16 protein-coding genes are annotated in these 17,200 nt (G+C 68.1%); 6 read left to right on the top strand and 10 right to left on the bottom strand.

Features of this window, described 5'->3' with window-relative positions:
- Positions 1–117: 117 nt before the first annotated feature.
- The 4 genes from FB559_RS26360 to FB559_RS26345 form a co-directional block, all read right to left on the bottom strand.
- Positions 118–1,107, bottom strand: coding sequence for an ABC transporter permease subunit (locus tag FB559_RS26360; RefSeq protein WP_141958633.1), 990 nt, complete (start codon positions 1,105–1,107; stop codon positions 118–120).
- Complete coding sequence (locus FB559_RS26355; RefSeq protein WP_141958631.1) at positions 1,104–1,973, bottom strand: ABC transporter ATP-binding protein; 870 nt, start codon at positions 1,971–1,973, stop codon at positions 1,104–1,106. Before FB559_RS26355 ends, FB559_RS26360 begins: the two co-directional genes overlap by 4 nt.
- Complete coding sequence (locus FB559_RS26350; RefSeq protein ID WP_141958629.1) at positions 1,970–2,362, bottom strand: GntR family transcriptional regulator; 393 nt, start codon at positions 2,360–2,362, stop codon at positions 1,970–1,972. Before FB559_RS26350 ends, FB559_RS26355 begins: the two co-directional genes overlap by 4 nt.
- Before the next feature lie 93 nt (positions 2,363–2,455).
- Complete coding sequence (locus FB559_RS26345; RefSeq protein ID WP_141958627.1) at positions 2,456–3,082, bottom strand: TIGR03086 family metal-binding protein; 627 nt, start codon at positions 3,080–3,082, stop codon at positions 2,456–2,458.
- A 68-nt stretch (positions 3,083–3,150) separates the two neighbouring features.
- Between FB559_RS26345 and FB559_RS26340 the strand changes: the two genes are divergently transcribed.
- A complete protein-coding gene (locus FB559_RS26340; RefSeq protein ID WP_141958625.1) occupies positions 3,151–3,636 on the top strand; it encodes a MarR family winged helix-turn-helix transcriptional regulator in 486 nt (161 codons plus the stop codon).
- On the opposite strand, the gene FB559_RS26335 is transcribed toward FB559_RS26340, so the two are convergent.
- Positions 3,599–4,513, bottom strand: coding sequence for an MBL fold metallo-hydrolase (locus tag FB559_RS26335; RefSeq protein ID WP_141958623.1), 915 nt, complete (start codon positions 4,511–4,513; stop codon positions 3,599–3,601). The two genes, FB559_RS26340 and FB559_RS26335, sit on opposite strands and share 38 nt — an antisense overlap.
- 48 nt (positions 4,514–4,561) lie before the next feature.
- Here FB559_RS26335 and FB559_RS26330 point away from each other — a divergent pair, with 48 nt between their 5' ends.
- Complete coding sequence (locus FB559_RS26330; RefSeq protein ID WP_141958622.1) at positions 4,562–4,966, top strand: winged helix-turn-helix transcriptional regulator; 405 nt, start codon at positions 4,562–4,564, stop codon at positions 4,964–4,966.
- A 178-nt stretch (positions 4,967–5,144) separates the two neighbouring features.
- On the opposite strand, the gene FB559_RS26325 is transcribed toward FB559_RS26330, so the two are convergent.
- The 3 genes from FB559_RS26325 to FB559_RS26315 all read right to left on the bottom strand — a co-directional run bounded on the left by FB559_RS26325 (position 5,145) and on the right by FB559_RS26315 (position 9,010).
- Positions 5,145–7,970 carry a vitamin B12-dependent ribonucleotide reductase gene (locus tag FB559_RS26325; RefSeq protein ID WP_141958619.1) on the bottom strand — a complete coding sequence of 942 codons (2,826 nt, stop codon included), beginning with the start codon at positions 7,968–7,970 and terminating at the stop codon, positions 5,145–5,147.
- A gap of 73 nt (positions 7,971–8,043) precedes the next feature.
- The gene (gene nrdR / locus FB559_RS26320; RefSeq protein ID WP_141958617.1) at positions 8,044–8,499 is read right to left on the bottom strand and encodes a transcriptional regulator NrdR; all 456 of its coding nucleotides are present in this window, start codon (positions 8,497–8,499) and stop codon (positions 8,044–8,046) included.
- 283 nt (positions 8,500–8,782) lie between these two features.
- Positions 8,783–9,010, bottom strand: a complete 228-nt coding sequence (locus FB559_RS26315) for a LysM peptidoglycan-binding domain-containing protein (RefSeq protein ID WP_221640189.1) — start codon at positions 9,008–9,010, stop codon at positions 8,783–8,785.
- 304 nt (positions 9,011–9,314) lie between these two features.
- Between FB559_RS26315 and lexA the strand changes: the two genes are divergently transcribed.
- On the top strand, positions 9,315–10,013 hold the full coding sequence (gene lexA, locus FB559_RS26310; protein ID WP_141958613.1) for a transcriptional repressor LexA: 699 nt from the start codon (positions 9,315–9,317) through the stop codon (positions 10,011–10,013).
- Positions 10,014–10,141: 128 nt separating this feature from the next.
- On the opposite strand, the gene leuS is transcribed toward lexA, so the two are convergent.
- Positions 10,142–12,607: a leucine--tRNA ligase gene (gene leuS / locus FB559_RS26305; RefSeq protein ID WP_141958611.1), complete on the bottom strand. Its 2,466-nt coding sequence runs from the start codon at positions 12,605–12,607 to the stop codon at positions 10,142–10,144.
- A 313-nt stretch (positions 12,608–12,920) separates the two neighbouring features.
- On the opposite strand from leuS, the gene FB559_RS26300 reads away from it, so the two are divergent.
- Genes FB559_RS26300 through FB559_RS26290 form a run of 3 tightly spaced genes read left to right on the top strand, consistent with a single transcriptional unit; the run spans position 12,921 to position 15,842 of the window.
- Positions 12,921–13,505 carry a lytic polysaccharide monooxygenase auxiliary activity family 9 protein gene (locus FB559_RS26300; RefSeq protein WP_141958609.1) on the top strand — a complete coding sequence of 195 codons (585 nt, stop codon included), beginning with the start codon at positions 12,921–12,923 and terminating at the stop codon, positions 13,503–13,505.
- Positions 13,506–13,561: 56 nt separating this feature from the next.
- A complete protein-coding gene (locus tag FB559_RS26295; RefSeq protein ID WP_141958607.1) occupies positions 13,562–15,103 on the top strand; it encodes a long-chain-fatty-acid--CoA ligase in 1,542 nt (513 codons plus the stop codon).
- Positions 15,104–15,122: 19 nt separating this feature from the next.
- The gene (locus FB559_RS26290) at positions 15,123–15,842 is read left to right on the top strand and encodes a hypothetical protein (RefSeq protein ID WP_141958605.1); all 720 of its coding nucleotides are present in this window, start codon (positions 15,123–15,125) and stop codon (positions 15,840–15,842) included.
- A gap of 7 nt (positions 15,843–15,849) precedes the next feature.
- On the opposite strand, the gene FB559_RS26285 is transcribed toward FB559_RS26290, so the two are convergent.
- Positions 15,850–17,103: a cytochrome P450 gene (locus FB559_RS26285; protein WP_246122066.1), complete on the bottom strand. Its 1,254-nt coding sequence runs from the start codon at positions 17,101–17,103 to the stop codon at positions 15,850–15,852.
- Positions 17,104–17,200: the final 97 nt, after the last annotated feature.

The following is a 17,200-nucleotide window of genomic DNA, read 5'->3' as shown; positions in this document are numbered from 1 at the left end:
CATGTCATGTCATAGACCTGGGCGGCACTGTTCGGCGAGCAGCGGATCCGCGGGACGCAGTACTTGCCGGTCCGCGGACCCGCGCGCGTCATTTCGCGGCGGTCACCTCGCCACAGGTCAGTCGCCGCGGCGGTGCAGGCGCCAGATCGCGATGGCGAGGAGGGCGGCGGCGAGACCGACGAACAGTGAGGCTTCGATGATCTGGAAGTGCCAGAACCGGCCGGCGGGCTGGTAGACGACTCTGAGACGCAGCCCGAGCCCACGGAGATAGGCGTCGCTCGCGGCCGGGTTCGAGAAGGTGCCGAGCTTCCGGGCGATCTCTTCCTGCTGCGCGGAGGAGATCGCGTGGCCGGTCCTGTCGACCAGGTCCTGGCTGAGTACCCAGCTCCGCGGGCCGGACGAGGTGGGTATGGAACCCGGTCCCATGGTGTGGTCACCCGCCGGGTCGAGGAGGCGGATCGCGGGGCTCTGGTACCGCTGCCGTAGCCAGTACTCCGCCGGAAGACGTACGGCGAGGAAGGCGGCGAAGGCCGACACGATGGCCGGTACGGTCCTGCGGAGCAGCAACCCGGCCAGGACACCCAGGGCGAAGGCGAAGAGCGTGTAGCCGGTGAGTGAGAGCCCTTCGAGGTCGAAGGCGCCGGGTGCGAACCTGCCGGACACCTGGTCCATCGGACTCCGGAACCAGGCGAAGATCGCGCTGAGGGCCATGGTGGTCACCAGGATCCCGAAGCCGACCAGCGAGAGCTTGGCGGTCAGCCACCGGGTCCGTGGCACGGCCTGGGTCCAGGCCAGCCGCCAGGTCCCCTGCTCGTATTCGCGGCCGAGCAGGCTCGCGCCGACTATCGCGCCGATGAGGCCGGGCAGCGGACTGAACCAGGTCAGAAGATGGTTGGTAACGCCGTTGAACCGGCCCATGAACACGGTCAACACGGACTGGCAGTGGTCGCCGCCGGTGCCGTGGGCCAGGCATCCCCCGATGCCATCCTGGGTGTAGGCGCCACGCATCGACTGGCCGTACGACAGGAAGACCACGGCGGTGAGTGCGACCAGAACAGCGCCGACGAATGCCTGCGCACGATGCTGACGCCAGGTGAGCCAGATCACGATGCCACCGCCGCCGGGTGCTCGAGGTAGGCCAGGATGAGTTCCTCAAGGCCGACCGGGCGTGACTGCCAGGCCGGATGGAAGTCGGGCCGATCCGCCTTGATCCGTACGAGCAGGTCGGTATGCCGGTCGCTGTGCGCGGCGCGTACGACTCCAGGCGCCGAAGCATCGGTGTCGGTACGCGGCCCGGTGAGCAGCCGGTGCCCGGCCAGTACCTCCTCGATCGCACCGGCGATCTGGACACGCCCGCGGTTGAGCAGCACCAGCCAGTCGCAGACCGCTTCCAGATCAGCGATCACATGAGAGGACATCAGGACGGTGAGCCCGTCCTCCGCGACGGCTCCCATCAGGACCCGCATGAAATCCCGGCGGGCGACCGGGTCGAGATTGGCGAGCGGCTCGTCCAGAACGAGCAGGGGCGCGCGCTTTGCCAGCGCCAGGGCCAGCGCGACCTGGGACTGCTGACCGCCGGACAGGTCCCCGGCGCGCCGCTTCAGCGGAATGCCGAGCTCGTCCAGCCGTCGCTCGGCCAGCGACTGGTCCCAGCACAGGTTCATCGAGCGACCCAGCCGCAGAAGGTCGGCGACCGAGAACCCTCGATAGAGCGGATGCTCCTGTGCGACGAAGCCCACCTGGGCCAACGCCTGGGCAGAGCCGGCGCGGGCATCCGTACCGAGGACCTTGACCGTGCCCTGGGCGGGTTTCAGCAGGCCGGTGACCAGTTGCAGCAGCGTGGACTTACCGGCCCCGTTCGGACCGACCAGGGCGATCACAGATCCAGCCGGCAGCCGCAGGGTGCAGTCCCGCAACGCCCAGACCCTGCCGTAACGCATGCCCAGGCACTCGGCCTCCAGCGCCGCACTCATGCCACCCCCTCCGCCCGCAGTTCGTGACGGATCGTGGCGAACATGGCCGTGACCATCTCATCGTCCAGCCCGGCGGCGTAGGCCTCGCGGACCCATTGCTCCAGCGAGCGCCGCAACTTCGCGTACGGGCCGGGGGCGACCGGCTCGACCGATCCGGTGATGAAGGTGCCCTGCCCGGGGCGGGCGCTCACCAGCCCCTCGTTCTCGAGCTGGCGGTAGGCCTTCACCACCGTGTTGGGATTGATCGCCAGATGGGAGACCGCGTCCTTGACGGTGGGCAGCTGGTCCCCAGCACGCAGATAGCCGAGCAGGAGGCCCTGCCGTACCTGCTGCACGATCTGCAGGTATGGCGGGACACCGGTACTTCCGTCCAAACGGAACTGGAACATCGCCACTCTTCCGCTCTACTATGATGTTAGTAGAACAGTAGTGAGCGCCGCGTCCGCACGCAAGATCCACGAACGTGGACGCGGTGTCCATCATCAGAGGGTGAGCGGCATGCTCTGATCAGGCCCCAGCCAGCTCGAAGAACGGCCGAGCGCCGTGAGGATCCGGTCTAGCGGGGAGGCGTTCTCGGGTGCGGGAAGGGCGGGCCGGAAGGCCGAGCCCGGTTGGAGCCGATGGTCGCCGCCCGGTACCGCCGAGGCGATTCGCAGAGCGTCGCCGGCCAGATCGTCGCGCAGTTCGAACGGCAGATCGAGGGAGCGGGCGACGTCCCAGGTGTGCACGACATAGTCGATGAAGTGGAATCCGATCGCCTGAGCTCCGGGGAACGCCGCGCCAGGGCCGAGCTCGGGGAGGGCGAACGTGCGTTCCAATACATCCCGGCCAGCGAAGGCCTCCAGGACATCGTCGGCGGCGTCGACATAGGCCTTCACCGGGTCCGCGTCGAGCGGGTGGACTCGCCAGTGTTCGAGATCGGCCCCGTCACCCCGGGCGGCCGCGGCGAAGCCGCGGTGCTGGGCCGTCATGTGGGCGAGCAGGTCGCCGAGCGTCCAGGCCGAGCACGGCGTTGGGCGGCCGAGATCGTCCGGGGTCGCCTTCGTCACCGCCGCAACGCTCGCGCGCACCGCCCACTCGTCCGCGGATCGCAGATCATCTGTATGCATGACTTGATAGTATGCACATGCTTATCGTCTACAAAAGCGTACGTTGAGCCGAGCCGTAAGTTTGTCCCATGGCGGAGAGCACAGCGACGACCGATGACCCACGGCCGGACCTGGCGGCGATGATCGTGCCGCTGGGCCGCACCCTGATGGCGGCCGAGCTGCCGGTGCTGCGCGCCCACGACGTATCCATGTGGGCGTACGTGGTGCTGCTCGCCCTCGGCGAGGAGCCCGTACGCGGTCAAAGCGCGTTGGCGCAGGCCATCGACGCGGACAAGACGCGCATCATCGGCGTACTAGACGACCTGCAGGAGCGTGGGTTGATCGAACGCCGGCCTGATCCGCACGACCGCCGCGCCCACCTCCTCACACTGACCCCTGCGGGGCGGCGAGTGCGCGACTCGGCCCAGGCAGGCATCAGGGACAGGGAGGACCGGCTGCTCTCCCGGATCCCCGGGGAAGACCGCTCCGTCTTCCTCCGCGTACTGCGAACGCTGTCCGCACTTCCCGAGGAGGAGATCATCGGTTCGGAACAGATGAAAACGATCTCCCGCTGAGATCATCGGAGAAGCCCGCCCAGCGCCGTACGGTGAAGCGCGGGCCGTCACGGTCGATCTCCACCGCGCCGGCGCCGCCGAAGTGCGCCGGGACCACGAGCGCGAGGTGATCGGCGGCCCATTCCAGCACTGCACGACGCGATCGTGCCGAGGCGGCGGGGTCGTGGCAGAAGCAGCTGGACATGTCGGGCTCCAGTACCTGGACGGGTGCGTGCAACAGGTCGCCGACGAAGACCGCCCGGTCGCCGCCTGATTCGAGCGTCAGCATGCCGTGTCCTGGGGTATGGCCCGGCGTGAGGGTAAGCCGCAGATGTTCGTCGATGGTGTACGCGTCGTCCCAGATCCGCGCTTGTCCTGCGCGCAGGATCGGCTCGATCGACTCGGCGTAGACGGCGGCGCTGCGGCCCGGCCCCTCGGTGAGGGTGCGGGGATGAAAGAAGTCGAGATCGGGCTGGGAGAACAGGTACCTGGCGTTGGGAAACGCCGGAGTCCACTCGCCGCCTTCGCCGAGGCGGGTGTTGCCTCCCACGTGGTCGGCATGCAGATGGGTACAGATGACGAGGTCCACATCAGCCGGCGTGACACCGGCTGCGGCCAGCGCACCCGAAAGCGGAACGCCGCCTGGAACACCCGGGCGGGCGGTGCCGAGGCCGGTGTCGATGATGATGACGCGGCCCGCGCTGCGCAGCAGCCAGGTCTGAACGGCCACCCCGACCCGGTCGGCCTCGACGTCCCAGTGCGCTGGGCTGAGCCAGGACCGGTTCGCATTCCACAGACTGGTGTCGCTCCCCGGAAAGAACTCGGCGGGTGACAACGGCCAGTTCTCGAAGAGCGGGATGCGCGTCACCGAGACATGGCCCAACTCGAGTGTGTGCATAGGCTGATCATGGAGTGGCCTACCGGGAGCCGGAAAGAAGGCACATTCATGTCCACTGACCAACCCGGGAAACCACCGAGAACGGTCCTCACGGCCACGGCGTACGAGTCATGCCCGGTGACGGGCGTGCTGCGCCGTATCGGCGATACGTGGAGCCCTGCGATCATCCGGCTACTCGGCGAAGCAGACAGCCATGGCTTCAACGATCTGGACCGCTCGATCGAGGGCATCAGCCGGCGCATGCTGACACGCACCCTGCGGGCTCTCGAGGAGGCGGGATTCGTCCGCCGCACCTCGCATGGCCCGCCACCGGCACGCGTCGAGTACTCACTGACCGAACTGGGCCGTTCCCTGCGAGAACAGCTCTTCGTTCTCGGACAGTGGGCGATCGCGCACAGTGCCGAGCTGCCGGCTTCCCCCGTCGAGGAGTTCCGGGACCCGCGCAGCTCATAGGTCTACACGGCCATGCCGCCCGGACACCGGACGTGGAGGCCGCTCAGCTCACCAGCTCTCCCGTCTGCCCGTGTTGCATCCAATGCAACTCCCGCAGGTGCATGGCAGAAGCGGGGAACCGATCATTCGTCGGCTCCCCGCTCTGACCTGCTATCTCACACCTGAATGGGGCCCGAAATCAGCTGCAGCCGCTGGTGGAGCCGCAGCCCTCGCAGACGTAGCAGCTGCCTGCCGGGCGCATCTTCGTGCCGCAGGTGAGGCACAGCGGGGCGTCGGCGGTGCGGCCCTGGTGGCTTTCGATCAGCTCCGTAGAGGAGTGCGCCTCCGCGATCGGGGCCGGGGCGGGCTTCTCCGCCGCCTTCGGGCGCTCGACCGGCACCGACTGGGCCAGGGTCTCCCGTTCGACGTCGTCCTCGGCGCGCAGGGTCGCCGGGTCCTGGCCCGAGGCCTGGGCGGCGCGCTCCTCCGCGGAGAAGATGCCCAGCTCGGCCCGCGTCTCGTAGGGCAGGTGGTCCAGGGCGAGCCTGCGGAAGATGTAGTCCATCATCGAGTTCGCCATGCGGATGTCCGGGTCGTCGGTCATGCCCGCCGGCTCGAAGCGCATGTTGGTGAACTTGTCCACCCAGGTCTCCAGCGGGACGCCGTACTGGAGGCTGATGGAGATCGCCATGGAGAAGGCGTCCATCACGCCGGCCAGGGTGGAGCCCTGCTTGCCGAGCTTGAGGAAGACCTCGCCGAGACCGTTGTCGGGGTACGTCGAGGCCGTCATGTAGCCCTCGGCGCCGCCGACGGAGAACCGCGTCACGGTGGCGGGCCGCTGCTTGGGCAGGCGGGTGCGCACCGGGCCGACCTCGGCAGGAGCCGCGGCGGGCTGCGGCTTCTCCTCGGTGTTCTTCTTGGACACCGACAGCGGCTGGCCGACCTTGCAGTTGTCGCGGTAGATCGCGAGCGCCTTGAGGCCGAGCTTCCAGCCCTGGAGGTAGACCTCCTCGATGTCCTCGATCGTCGCGCTCTCGGGGACGTTCACGGTCTTGCTGATGGCGCCGGACAGGAACGGCTGCGCCGCGGCCATCATCCGTACGTGGCCCATCGGGCTGATCGCACGCTCGCCCATCGCGCAGTCGAAGACGTCGTAGTGCTCCGGCTTGAGGCCGGGTGCGTCGATGACGTGGCCGTGCTCGGCGATGTACTCCACGATCGCCTCGGCCTGCTCCGGCTGGTAGCCGAGCTTCTTCAGGGCACGCGGCACGGTGCCGTTGACGATCTGCATCGACCCGCCGCCGACGAGCTTCTTGAACTTGACCAGCGCCAGGTCCGGCTCGATGCCGGTCGTGTCGCAGTCCATCATCAGGCCGATCGTCCCGGTCGGCGCCAGCAGCGACGCCTGGCCGTTGCGGTAGCCGTTCTTCTCGCCGAGCTTGAGGCACTCCTGCCACTGGCGCGTGGCCTCGACGTGGATGGCCTTGTCGATGGCGTCGAGCGTGCGGATCTCGTCGTTGGCCGCGGCGTGCTTGCGCATGACCCGCTTGTGGCCCTCGGCGTTGCGGGCGTAACCGTCGTACGGGCCGACGACCGCCGCCATCTCGGCGGAGCGGCGGTAGGCGACGCCGGTCATCAGCGAGGTGATCGTGCCGGCGAGGCCGCGGCCGCCCTCGGAGTCGTACGCGTGGCCGGTCGCCATCAGCAGCGCGCCGAGGTTGGCGTAGCCGATGCCGAGCTGGCGGTACGCCCGGGTGGTCTCACCGATCTTCTCGGTCGGGAAGTCGGCGAACGTGATGGAGATGTCCATCGCCGTGATGACCAGCTCGGTGAGCTTGACGAACCTCGCGACGTCGAAGGTGTTGTCGTCATTGAGGAACTTCAGGAGGTTCAGGCTGGCCAGGTTGCACGAGGAGTTGTCCAGGCTCATGTATTCGGAGCACGGGTTGCTCGCCGTGATCCGGCCGGTCTCCGGTGTCGTGTGCCAGTCGTTGATCGTGTCGTCGTACTGGATGCCGGGGTCGGCGCACTCCCAGGCCGCCTTGGCGATCTTGGTGAACAGGCCCTTGGCCTCGACCTTCTCGAGCACCTCGCCGGTCAGGCGGGCGCGCAGGCCGAAGGAGGAGCGGGACTCGACCGCGCGCATGAACTCGTCGGAGACGCGTACCGAGTTGTTGGCGTTCTGGTACTGGACGCTGACGATGTCCTTGCCGCCGAGGTCCATGTCGTACCCGGCGTCACGCAGGGCGCGGATCTTGTCCTCTTCGCGCGACTTGGTCTCGATGAACTCCTCGATGTCGGGGTGATCGACATCGAGCACGACCATCTTGGCGGCCCGGCGCGTCGCGCCACCGGACTTGATCGTCCCGGCGGACGCGTCGGCGCCGCGCATGAAGGAGACCGGGCCGCTGGCGGTGCCGCCGGAGGAGAGCAGCTCCTTGCTGGAGCGGATGCGGGAGAGGTTCACCCCCGACCCCGAGCCGCCCTTGAAGATCACGCCCTCTTCCTTGTACCAGTCGAGGATCGACTCCATCGTGTCGTCGACCGCGAGGATGAAGCACGCCGAGACCTGCTGCGGCGAGGCCGTCCCCACGTTGAACCACACCGGCGAGTTGAAGCTGAACACCTGGTTGACCAGGGCGTGCTTCAGCTCGTGGTCGAAGATCTCGGCGTCCTCGTCGGAGGCGAAGTAGCCGTGCTCCCGGCCCGTCGTGGTGTAGGCACCGACGACACGGTCGACCAGTTGCTTCAGGCTCCACTCGCGCTGCGGGCTGCCGACGGCGCCGCGGAAGTACTTCGAGGTGACGATGTTGGTCGCGTTGACCGACCACGACTCGGGGAACTCAACGCCGCGCTGCTCGAAGTTGACCGAGCCGTCCCGCCAGTTGGTCATGACGACGTCGCGGCGCTCCCACCGAACCTCGTCGTAGGGGTGAATGCCTGGCCGGGTGAAGATGCGTTCCATCTTCAGCCCCTTACGGCCGCTCCTCCCGCGCCGTGCCTGGCCGCTCACCGTTTCCGTCATGACCTTCCCCCTCTTCGGGCCGCACCGGCCCATCTCCAGGACAACTCGTATAACAAGCAGCAGCTAGCGGGTGTTACCGGCCGCGTTCAGCCGCGCGCAGAGATTCGATTTCCTTCTCGAAGTCGTCGATCGACTCGAACCCCCGGTAGACGGAGGCGAATCTCAGGTAGGCGACCTCATCGAGCTCGCGCAGGGGCCCGAGGATGGCCAGCCCCACCTCGTGGGAGGGCATCTCGGCGTTTCCGGTCGCCCGGATCGCCTCCTCGACGCGCTGTCCGAGCTGGGCCAGCGCGTCCTCTGTCACGGGACGTCCCTGGCACGCCCGGCGTACCCCAGCGGTGATCTTCTCGCGGGAGAACGGCTCCGTGACGCCGCTTCGCTTCGCGACCATCAGCAGCACCGTCTCCTGGGTGGTGAAGCGCCGCCCGCACTCGGCACACGACCGGCGCCGCCGGATGGCCGCGCCGTCGTCGGTGGAGCGGCTGTCGATCACCCTGCTGTCCGGATTGCGGCAGAACGGGCAATGCATGGCCCCGCCACCCCTCTCCCACAGCACGTCGTTACACGCCGATTACACAAACTTCACTCCGCCACCACAACCTGTGGTGAATCACATCCATGTAACTACTAGATGTTGTGGTCCACCGTACGACTCCGCGATGCCCTCCGCAACCTCGTCCGCAACATGAATGCGAAGACGCCGCTCAGGTCACGGGCCTGGGGACGTTCGTCGGCGTGTCGCGCCCCCACCTGCACGGCGATACGAGAGCGCACGGACATCGGGACAGGCGGGGCCGGGAGCAGGCGGGGGCTCACCGGGAGGGGATGTAGACCTTCTGCCCCGGGTTGACGACGGCACTGGAGAGGGCATTGAGGTCGATCATGCGCTGAACGGTGATCCGGGGGTCGACCTCCGGACGGGAACGCACCGCGATGCCCCACAGCGTGTCGTGCGGCCCCACGATCACCGACTCCCCCACCGGAGCCGGCCCCTGGTCTCCGCCGGACGTGGCGCGGGCCCGGTGCCGTGCCCCCACCATGAAGCCGGCGAGAAGGACCAGAGCGATGGTACAGACGACGGCTATGCGCCCACGTCGAGTGAGACGGAGTGGCACGGAAGGGCGGGCCTGAGCGGACATGCTCATATCGATCTCCCCTCTGATGAGTCGAACGAAGTTTCGATCGAACACCCGTACGAGTTCTACCGCAGACCATGGGCAAATTTCCAGGACATCTTCGAACAGGTGTTTGATCATTTAGCGACGAGGCGCTAACGTCCGTCTACAGGAGCGAAATTCCGGCGACAGCGCGTCACCGGAACACAGTCATCCAGCGGAGACATACATGAGCAAGGTCCGGGAAATGCCTGATGGCCCGAGTGATGAAAGCGGGTTGACGGCACGCCAGCGCAAGGTTCTGGAGGTGATCCGCGACTCCGTGCAGAGGCGCGGCTATCCACCATCGATGCGCGAGATCGGCGAATCGGTCGGACTTACCAGCACCTCCAGCGTGTCGCATCAACTGCGGGCGCTTCAGCGCAAGGGCTTCCTCCTGCGCGACCCCAATCGTCCGCGCGCCGTGGTCGTGCGCATGCCGGGCTCGGCAGGACTGCCGGCCGAGCCGGAGTCGTACGAGACGGCGGCGGGACAGGAAAGCGCGACACGCCCGGCCCCGACGTACGTGCCTCTCGTCGGCCGTATCGCCGCGGGTGGCCCGATCCTGGCCGAAGAGGCCGTCGAGGACGTCTTCGCGCTGCCCAAGCAGCTCGTCGGTGAGGGCACGCACTTCCTCCTCAACGTCAGCGGTGACTCGATGATCGAGGCCGCGATCGCCGACGGGGACTGGGTCGTCGTACGCCAGCAGCCGGTGGCCGAGAACGGCGACATCGTCGCGGCCATGATCGACGGCGAGGCGACGGTGAAGACGTTCAAACGCCGCGACGACAAGGTCTGGCTGATGCCGCACAACCCGGCGTACGACCCGATCCCCGGCGACGACGCGACGATCCTCGGCCGCGTGGTGGCGGTGCTCCGCAAGATGTGACACGCGCACCGGCCACGTCTCCTTGGCACTGCGCTCATAGCGGTGAGGGCACCCCCGGACGGGGTGCCCTCACCGCTTTCATGTCGCGTTCGTGGGCATCTGTCCCTCGGGTCGAGGGACCACCGCGATCAGGCCGGCACGATGTTGACGATCTTCGGCGCGCGTACGACGACCTTGCGGATCCCGCGGTCGCCGAGGGCCGACCGGACCTTCTGTGAGGCCAGCGCCATGCGCTCCAGCTCGTCCTGCCCGATGTTCGGCGGGACCTCCAGCCGGTCACGGACCTTGCCGGCCACCTGGACGACGCACGTGACGGACTCCTGGACCAGCAGCGCGGGTTCGGCGGTGGGCCAGCCGGCCTTCGCCACCGACGCCTCGCGTCCCAGGCGCTCCCACATCTCCTCGGCGGTGTACGGCGCCACCAGCGACAGCATGACCGCCAGGGTCTCGGCGGCCTCGCGTACCGCCGGGTCGCCCCCGCCCGCCCCGGAGTCGATCACCTTGCGGGCGGCGGAGGTCAGCTCCATCATCCGGGCCACCGCGACGTTGTAGCGGTGGGCCTCGACCAGCCGGGTGACCTCGTCGATCGTCCGGTGGGTCACCTTACGCAGCTCGACGTCGCCGGCCGAGGCGGCGGCGCCGGGCGCCGAGGTCACGTCGGCGGCCACCCGGTGCGCGCGGGCCAGGAACTTCATCGCGCCCGACGGAGAGACGTCGGCCCAGTCGATGTCGTCCTCGGGCGGACCCGAGAAGATCATCGTCAGGCGTACGGCGTCGACGCCGTACGCGGCGATCTGCTCGCCCAGGTCGACCAGGTTGCCGGTCGTCTTGGACATCGCCGAGCCGTTGAGGATGACCTGGCCCTGGTTGACCAGCCGGGTGAACGGCTCCACGCAGTCCAGCATGCCCATGTCGTACAGCACCTTGGTGAAGAAGCGCGCGTACAGCAGGTGCAGGATGGCGTGCTCGACACCGCCGGTGTACTGGTCGACGGGCATCCACTGGCGCGCCTTCTCGACGTCGAACGGCCCCTCGGCGTAGTCCGGCGAGCAGTAGCGGATGAAGTACCAGGAGGAGTCGACGAAGGTGTCCATCGTGTCGGTGTCGCGCTTGGCGGGGCCACCGCACTTCGGGCACTCGACGTTGACCCACGCCGCGGCGGCCGCCAGCGGCGAGACACCGCGAGGCGCCAGGTCCGCGCCGCGCAGGTCCTCCGGCAGGCGTACGGGCAGCTGCTCGTCCGGGACCGGGACCTCTCCGCACCCCTCGCAGTGGATGATCGGGATCGGCGTGCCCCAGAAGCGCTGCCGGGAGATCAGCCAGTCGCGCAGCCGGTAGTTGACGGCCGCCTTGCCCAGGCCCTTCTCCTCCAGCATCTCGGTGATCCGCGGGATGGCGGAGGTCTTGGTCAGGCCGTCCAGCGGCCCGGAGTTGACCAGCTCGCCCTCACCGGGAGTCGCGACGCCGGACTCGCCCGGGTCCGCGTCGCCGGTGTGGACGACCACGCGGACCGGCAGGTCGAAGGTGCGGGCGAAGTCCAGGTCGCGCTGGTCGTGCGCGGGCACCGCCATGATCGCGCCGTGGCCGTACTCCGCCAGCACGTAGTCCGAGGCCCAGATGGGGATCCGCTCACCGTTGACGGGGTTGACGGCGTGGCGCCCCAGGAACACGCCGGTCTTGTCCCGGTCGGCCGCCAGCCGGTCGACCTCGGTCTCGCGCTGCACCGTCTCGCGGTACGCCTCGAACTCAGCGCGCCGCTCGGGCGCGCAGATCTCCTCGGCCAGCGCGGCGTCGGCGGCGACCACGAAGAACGTGGCGCCGTACAGCGTGTCGGGACGGGTGGTGTACACCGTGACGGGCTCGTCCCTGCCCTCGATCTGGAACGCGACGTCGGCGCCCTCGGACCGGCCGATCCAGTTGCGCTGCATCAGCAGGACGCGCTCGGGCCAGTCCAGCTGCTCCATGTCGGTCAGCAGCCGGTCGGCGTACTCAGTGATCTTGAAGTACCACTGGGTCAGCACGCGCTTTTCGACCAGGGCGCCGCACCGCTCGCAGTGGCCGGCGACGACCTGCTCGTTGGCCAGCACGGTCTGGTCGTTCGGGCACCAGTTGACCTTGCCGCCCTGCCGGTAGGCCAGCCCGCGCTCGTAGAAGCGCAGGAACAGCCATTGGTTCCAGCGGTAGTACTCCGGGTCGGAGGTGTGCAGCCGCCGGGACCAGTCGAAGGAGGTCGCGTAGCGGTGGAACGAGTCGGCCTGCGTCTCGATGTTGGCGTACGTCCACTCGGACGGGTGGGAGTTGCGCTTGATCGCGGCGTTCTCCGCGGGCAGCCCGAAGGAGTCCCAGCCGATGGGGTGCAGGACGTTGAAGCCGTGCTGGTTCCAGTAGCGGGCGCTGACGTCGCCGATCGCGTACGCCTCGGCGTGACCCATGTGGAGATCGCCGGAGGGGTAGGGGAACATGTCCAGCGCGTACCTGCGGGGACGCTCGTCGGCGGGGTCCTCACTCGCCGCGAAGGGATTCAGCTCTTCCCACCGGGCCTGCCATTTGTCCTGAATAGCCCGCGGGTCAAAGTTCTCGTCGACGCCAGTCATCGTTCCTCGTCTGATTTCACACGGCTTCGGCTCACGAAATTGTGCCCCTTGCATGAGAAGGCCCCTCGCACAGGAGGGGCTGCCGCGTCGACCGATGCCTACGTCAACGCGGCCGGCTAAGGAGCAGCCGAGAGCACATATCCCAAGACTAGCGCAGACGCAAGCAAGGGCCACCTGGCTTCCGGCCACCGGAGGTGACACACACCAGCCCCTACTGGCTACCTGACTTTTAGGAAGGTTTCCAGTAAATTCACGACAGTGAGGTGACTCCAGCGCTGACCGGCCTCCCCCGCCCGCCCCCAAGGAGAGTCACGTGCAACGAAAGCTCGCCCTCGCCGTCATCGCCGCCGCCGGGCTCACGCTCGCGACCGGCACCCCCGCCTTCTCGCACGGATACACGACGTCGCCCCCCAGCCGCAGCTACCGCTGCGCCCAGCAGCAGGTCGCGAACTGCGGCTCGATCCAGTACGAACCGCAGAGCGTCGAGGGCCCGAAGGGGTTCCCCTCGGCCGGCCCCGCGGACGGTCACATCTGCAGCGCGAACCACAGTGAGTTCAGCCAGCTCGACGACCCGCGTGGCGGCACGTGGCCCGCCGCCTCGATGACGAGCGGCGCGTCGTACAACTTCACCTGGACGTTCACCGCGATCCACGCGACCACGTCGTTCCGGTACTTCATCACCAAGACGAGCTACGACCCGACCAAGCCGCTCACCCGCGCGGCGCTGGAGTCCACGCCGTTCCTGACGCAGAATTACAACGGCTCGCGGCCGCCCAACCCCGTCACGCACCGCGGCACCCTCCCGACGCGGCACGGCCGGCAGCTGATCCTCGCGGTCTGGGACATCGCGGACACCACGAACGCCTTCTACTCCTGTTCCGACGTCGTCTTCTCCTGAGCAGGGCCTGCTATCAATGGGGGACGCGCGTCCCCCATTGACAGCAGGAGCAGCCGATGCTGAACCTCTCGGTCGTCCTCGACGACACCGCACGTGAGACCCCCGACCGCGAGGCGCTCGTCTTCGGCGACCTCCGGCTCTCGTACGCGTTCGTGAACACCATCGCGAACCAGGTGGCGAACCTCCTGCGGTCACGGGGCGTACGCCCCGGCGACAAGGTCGCGCTCGCCTGCCCCAACGTGCCCTACTTCCCGATGGTCTACTTCGGCATCCTCAAGGCCGGCGCCGTGGTCGTGCCGCTGAACGTCCTGCTCAAGCGGCGTGAGATCGCCTACCACCTCGAGGACTCCGAGGCGAAGGCGCTGTTCGCCTTCGAGGGCACCCCGGAGCTGCCCCTCGGTGAGGCGTCCCGCGGCGCCTTCGACGACATTCCGGGCTGCACGGACTTCTTCGTGCTGCCCGCCACGCCACTGGCCACCGAGACGCCGCACGGCGAGTCGTTCTGGGCGGCGCTCGACGGGCAGGCGGGAGCGTTCGAGACCGCCCGGACCGAGGCCACCGACACCGCGGTCATCCTGTACACGAGCGGCACGACGGGCCGGCCGAAGGGCGCCGAGCTGTCCCACCAGAACATGCTGATGAACGCGATGGTCTGCGACGGCATGTTCGAGTCGGACGGCGACGATGTCTTCCTGGCCGCACTGCCGCTCTTCCACGCCTTCGGCCAGTCGGTGGTGCTCAACACGGGGTTCCTGCGACAGGCCACGGTCGTGCTGATGCCGCGTTTCGAGCCCGGCGCGGCGCTCGACCTCATGCTCGCCGAGAAGGTCACGTTCTTCGCGGGTGTGCCCACGATGTACTGGGGTCTGCTCACCCACGACGGCGGCCACACCGCGGAGCAGCTCGGTCAGATCGCCTCCGCCCTGACGACCGCGTCGAGCGGTGGCGCGGCCCTTCCACTCGAGGTCCTCAACCGCTTCTCTGAGCGCTTCGGCGTGAACATCGTCGAGGGGTACGGCCTGTCGGAGACCTCTCCCGTCGCGTCCTTCAACCGCCCGGACCGCCCGGCCCGGCCCGGGTCGATCGGGCTGCCCATCTGGGGCGTCGAGATGAAGCTCATCGAGGACGACTGGAAGGACGCGGGCGACGGGCCGGGCGAGATCGCCATCCGCGGGCACTGCGTCATGAAGGGTTACCACCAGCGGCCCGAGGCCACCGGCGAGGCGATGCGCGACGGCTGGTTCCGTACCGGCGACATCGCGCGCCGCGACGAGGACGGCTACTACTACATCATCGACCGGTCCAAGGACATGATCATCCGTGGTGGGTTCAACGTGTACCCGCGGGAGGTCGAGGAGGTGCTGATGACGCATCCGGCGGTCTCGCTCGCCGCCGTCGTCGGCGTCCCGAGCGACAGCCACGGCGAGGAGATCAAGGCGTACGTCATCCCGGTCTTCGGCGCCACCACCACCGCGGACGAGCTCGTCGAGTGGTCCAAGGAGAACCTCGCGAGCTACAAGTACCCCCGCACGATCGAGTTCCGCGACGAGCTGCCGATGACCGCGACCGGAAAGATCCTCAAGCGCGAGCTTCGCTGAGTCCGTACGCTTAAGTCCCGTGAAGCCTTTGATCGCCGCCGCCGCCGCTTTCGTCCTTGCAGCCGCGGCGGCGATCGTCCTTCTGCTCGGCCGTCACGGCGAGACCGGCCCGGACGCCTTCGCCGGCACCTATCCCCTGGTCACGGCCGCGCCCACCGGCGTCCCCGCGCTGACCTGGCGGCCCACCGGCACTCTCGCCGGACCGCTGCCGGCCTTCCCGGGCGCCGGGTCGAAGGTGACCGGACGCATCGTCAACCGGAACGCCGGGCTCTCCTTCGCCCGGCTCGCGCCCCCGTGGCGCGCGAAGAGAACGGGCGGTTCCTCGTCCGGACTGGAGATCGACAGCAAGACCAAGGACTACAAGCACTTCTGGTACGCGTCCGTCAGCGTGGAGCCGCTCGACCCGAAGCTCGACGTGCCGGGGGCCCAGCGGCTGCGCGCCGCCGCCGAGCTCACCGGCCAGGCGTTCGTCAGGCAGTTGTACAGCGACGACGGTAAGCGCAAGGACCTGGCCGGCGCCGCGCTCACGGTCGACCGTCATCCGGGCTGGGTCAGCGCGTTCCGCATGACCCACACGACCGATCTCGACCGGGTGGAGAATAACCAGACCGAGGTCGTCGTCGCCGTGGACACCGGCCGCCGGCTGCCGGCGATAGTGGAGATCACCATCCCGGGCAACCAGGTCCGGCTCCTGCCCGACATCACGCACGTGGTGCGTTCGCTCCGCGTGGTGCGCTGACCGCGGGTCAGATCTCGTACGGCAGGTGCTTGATGCCGTTGATGAAGTTGGAGAGCAGCCGGTCCGGCGGAGCCGTCGCGCGGATGTTCGGCACCCGCCGGAACAGCTCACGGAACATCACGGTGATCTCGCGCCGGGCCAGGTGGGCGCCCAGGCAGAAGTGCGGGCCGGGGCCGCCGAAGCCGACGTGGGGGTTCGGGTCGCGGGTGATGTCGAAGACGTCGGGGTCCTTGAAGACCGTCTCGTCGCGGTTGCCGGACCAGTAGTAGAGCAGCAGCTTGTCGCCCGACTTGAGCTCGGTCCCGTTGAGCTCGGTGTCGCGCGTCGCCGTACGGCGCATCCAGATCACCGGGGAGGCGTAGCGGACGATCTCCTCGACGGCCCCGCCGATGCGCGCCTCGAAGTCGGCGAGCAGCAGCTCACGCTGCGCGGGGTTGGTCGTGAACAGGTTCATCCCGTGCGCGATGGCGTTGCGCGTCGTCTCGTTGCCCGCGACGACGAGCAGGATGAAGAACGAGCCGAACTCCTGGTCGGTCAGCGACTCACCGTCGATGTTGGCGTTGACCAGGGCGGAGGTCAGGTCGTCCGACGGGTGCTCCCGGCGGTGCCGGCCGAGGTCCTCCACCAGGTCCTTCAGCGTCTGGCCGGCGGTGAGCAGCTGGAGCGCGATCTCGTTCTCGTCCTCGGCGACGAACTCCGGGTCGGCGCCGGCGAGGATGATGTTGGAGTTGTCGAAGACCGTCTTGTAGCTGTCCTCGGGGATCCCCATCATGTCGCAGATGATCTTCAGCGGCAGGCGCGCGGCGACGTCGGACACGAAGTCGCCGGAACCCTTCGCGAGGACCTCCTCCACGACCTGCTCGGCGACCTCCTGCACCTGGTCCTCGAAGCGCTGGATCATCCGCGGGGAAAAGGCACGGGAGACGATCCGGCGGATCTTGGCATGCCGCGGGTCGTCCATGTTGATCATGGAACCGAAGTACTCGTTCAGGTCCGTGGGCATGTCGGCGATGTTGATGGCACCGGCGCCGGAGCAGAAGTCCTGTGGGCGGCGGGACGCCTCCACGATGTCCGCGTGGGTGACCAGCGCGTAGTAGCCGGGCCCCTTCGGCGCGTACGTCACGTCCGGCTCCGCGAAGAACGCCGGGCGGGGCAGCTGCCGCAGCGTACGGAAGGCCTCATGACGCTCACTCAGTGGACGTGCCCAGAACGCCCAGTCGGTGATGTCGATCTCAGGCGGTTCGAGCGTACCTGGGGTCACTACCGGATCACTCTCCACAACTAGAATCCCGTTCGGAACACTCATCCTGCCAACCGGGCCCGCGCCCGGCAACACGAACGGCCTTCTCGGGGGAGAC

It is taken from the genome of Actinoallomurus bryophytorum (genome assembly GCF_006716425.1).
GTDB classification, from domain to species: domain Bacteria; phylum Actinomycetota; class Actinomycetes; order Streptosporangiales; family Streptosporangiaceae; genus Actinoallomurus; species Actinoallomurus bryophytorum.
This window is presented reverse-complemented; position numbering and strand designations above follow the sequence as displayed.

Excerpts from the sequence above, each read along its gene's own strand:
- FB559_RS26355 (WP_141958631.1), bottom strand. The coding sequence starts at position 1,973 with ATGAGTGCGGCGCTGGAGGCCGAGTGCCTGGGCATGCGTTACGGCAGG.
- FB559_RS26350 (WP_141958629.1), bottom strand. The coding sequence starts at position 2,362 with ATGTTCCAGTTCCGTTTGGACGGAAGTACCGGTGTCCCGCCATACCTG.
- FB559_RS26345 (WP_141958627.1), bottom strand. The coding sequence starts at position 3,082 with ATGCATACAGATGATCTGCGATCCGCGGACGAGTGGGCGGTGCGCGCG.
- FB559_RS26340 (WP_141958625.1), top strand. The coding sequence starts at position 3,151 with ATGGCGGAGAGCACAGCGACGACCGATGACCCACGGCCGGACCTGGCG.
- FB559_RS26335 (WP_141958623.1), bottom strand. The coding sequence starts at position 4,513 with ATGCACACACTCGAGTTGGGCCATGTCTCGGTGACGCGCATCCCGCTC.
- FB559_RS26330 (WP_141958622.1), top strand. The coding sequence starts at position 4,562 with ATGTCCACTGACCAACCCGGGAAACCACCGAGAACGGTCCTCACGGCC.
- FB559_RS26325 (WP_141958619.1), bottom strand. The coding sequence starts at position 7,970 with ATGACGGAAACGGTGAGCGGCCAGGCACGGCGCGGGAGGAGCGGCCGT.
- nrdR (WP_141958617.1), bottom strand. The coding sequence starts at position 8,499 with ATGCATTGCCCGTTCTGCCGCAATCCGGACAGCAGGGTGATCGACAGC.
- FB559_RS26315 (WP_221640189.1), bottom strand. The coding sequence starts at position 9,010 with ATGGTGGGGGCACGGCACCGGGCCCGCGCCACGTCCGGCGGAGACCAG.
- lexA (WP_141958613.1), top strand. The coding sequence starts at position 9,315 with ATGAGCAAGGTCCGGGAAATGCCTGATGGCCCGAGTGATGAAAGCGGG.
- leuS (WP_141958611.1), bottom strand. The coding sequence starts at position 12,607 with ATGACTGGCGTCGACGAGAACTTTGACCCGCGGGCTATTCAGGACAAA.
- FB559_RS26295 (WP_141958607.1), top strand. The coding sequence starts at position 13,562 with ATGCTGAACCTCTCGGTCGTCCTCGACGACACCGCACGTGAGACCCCC.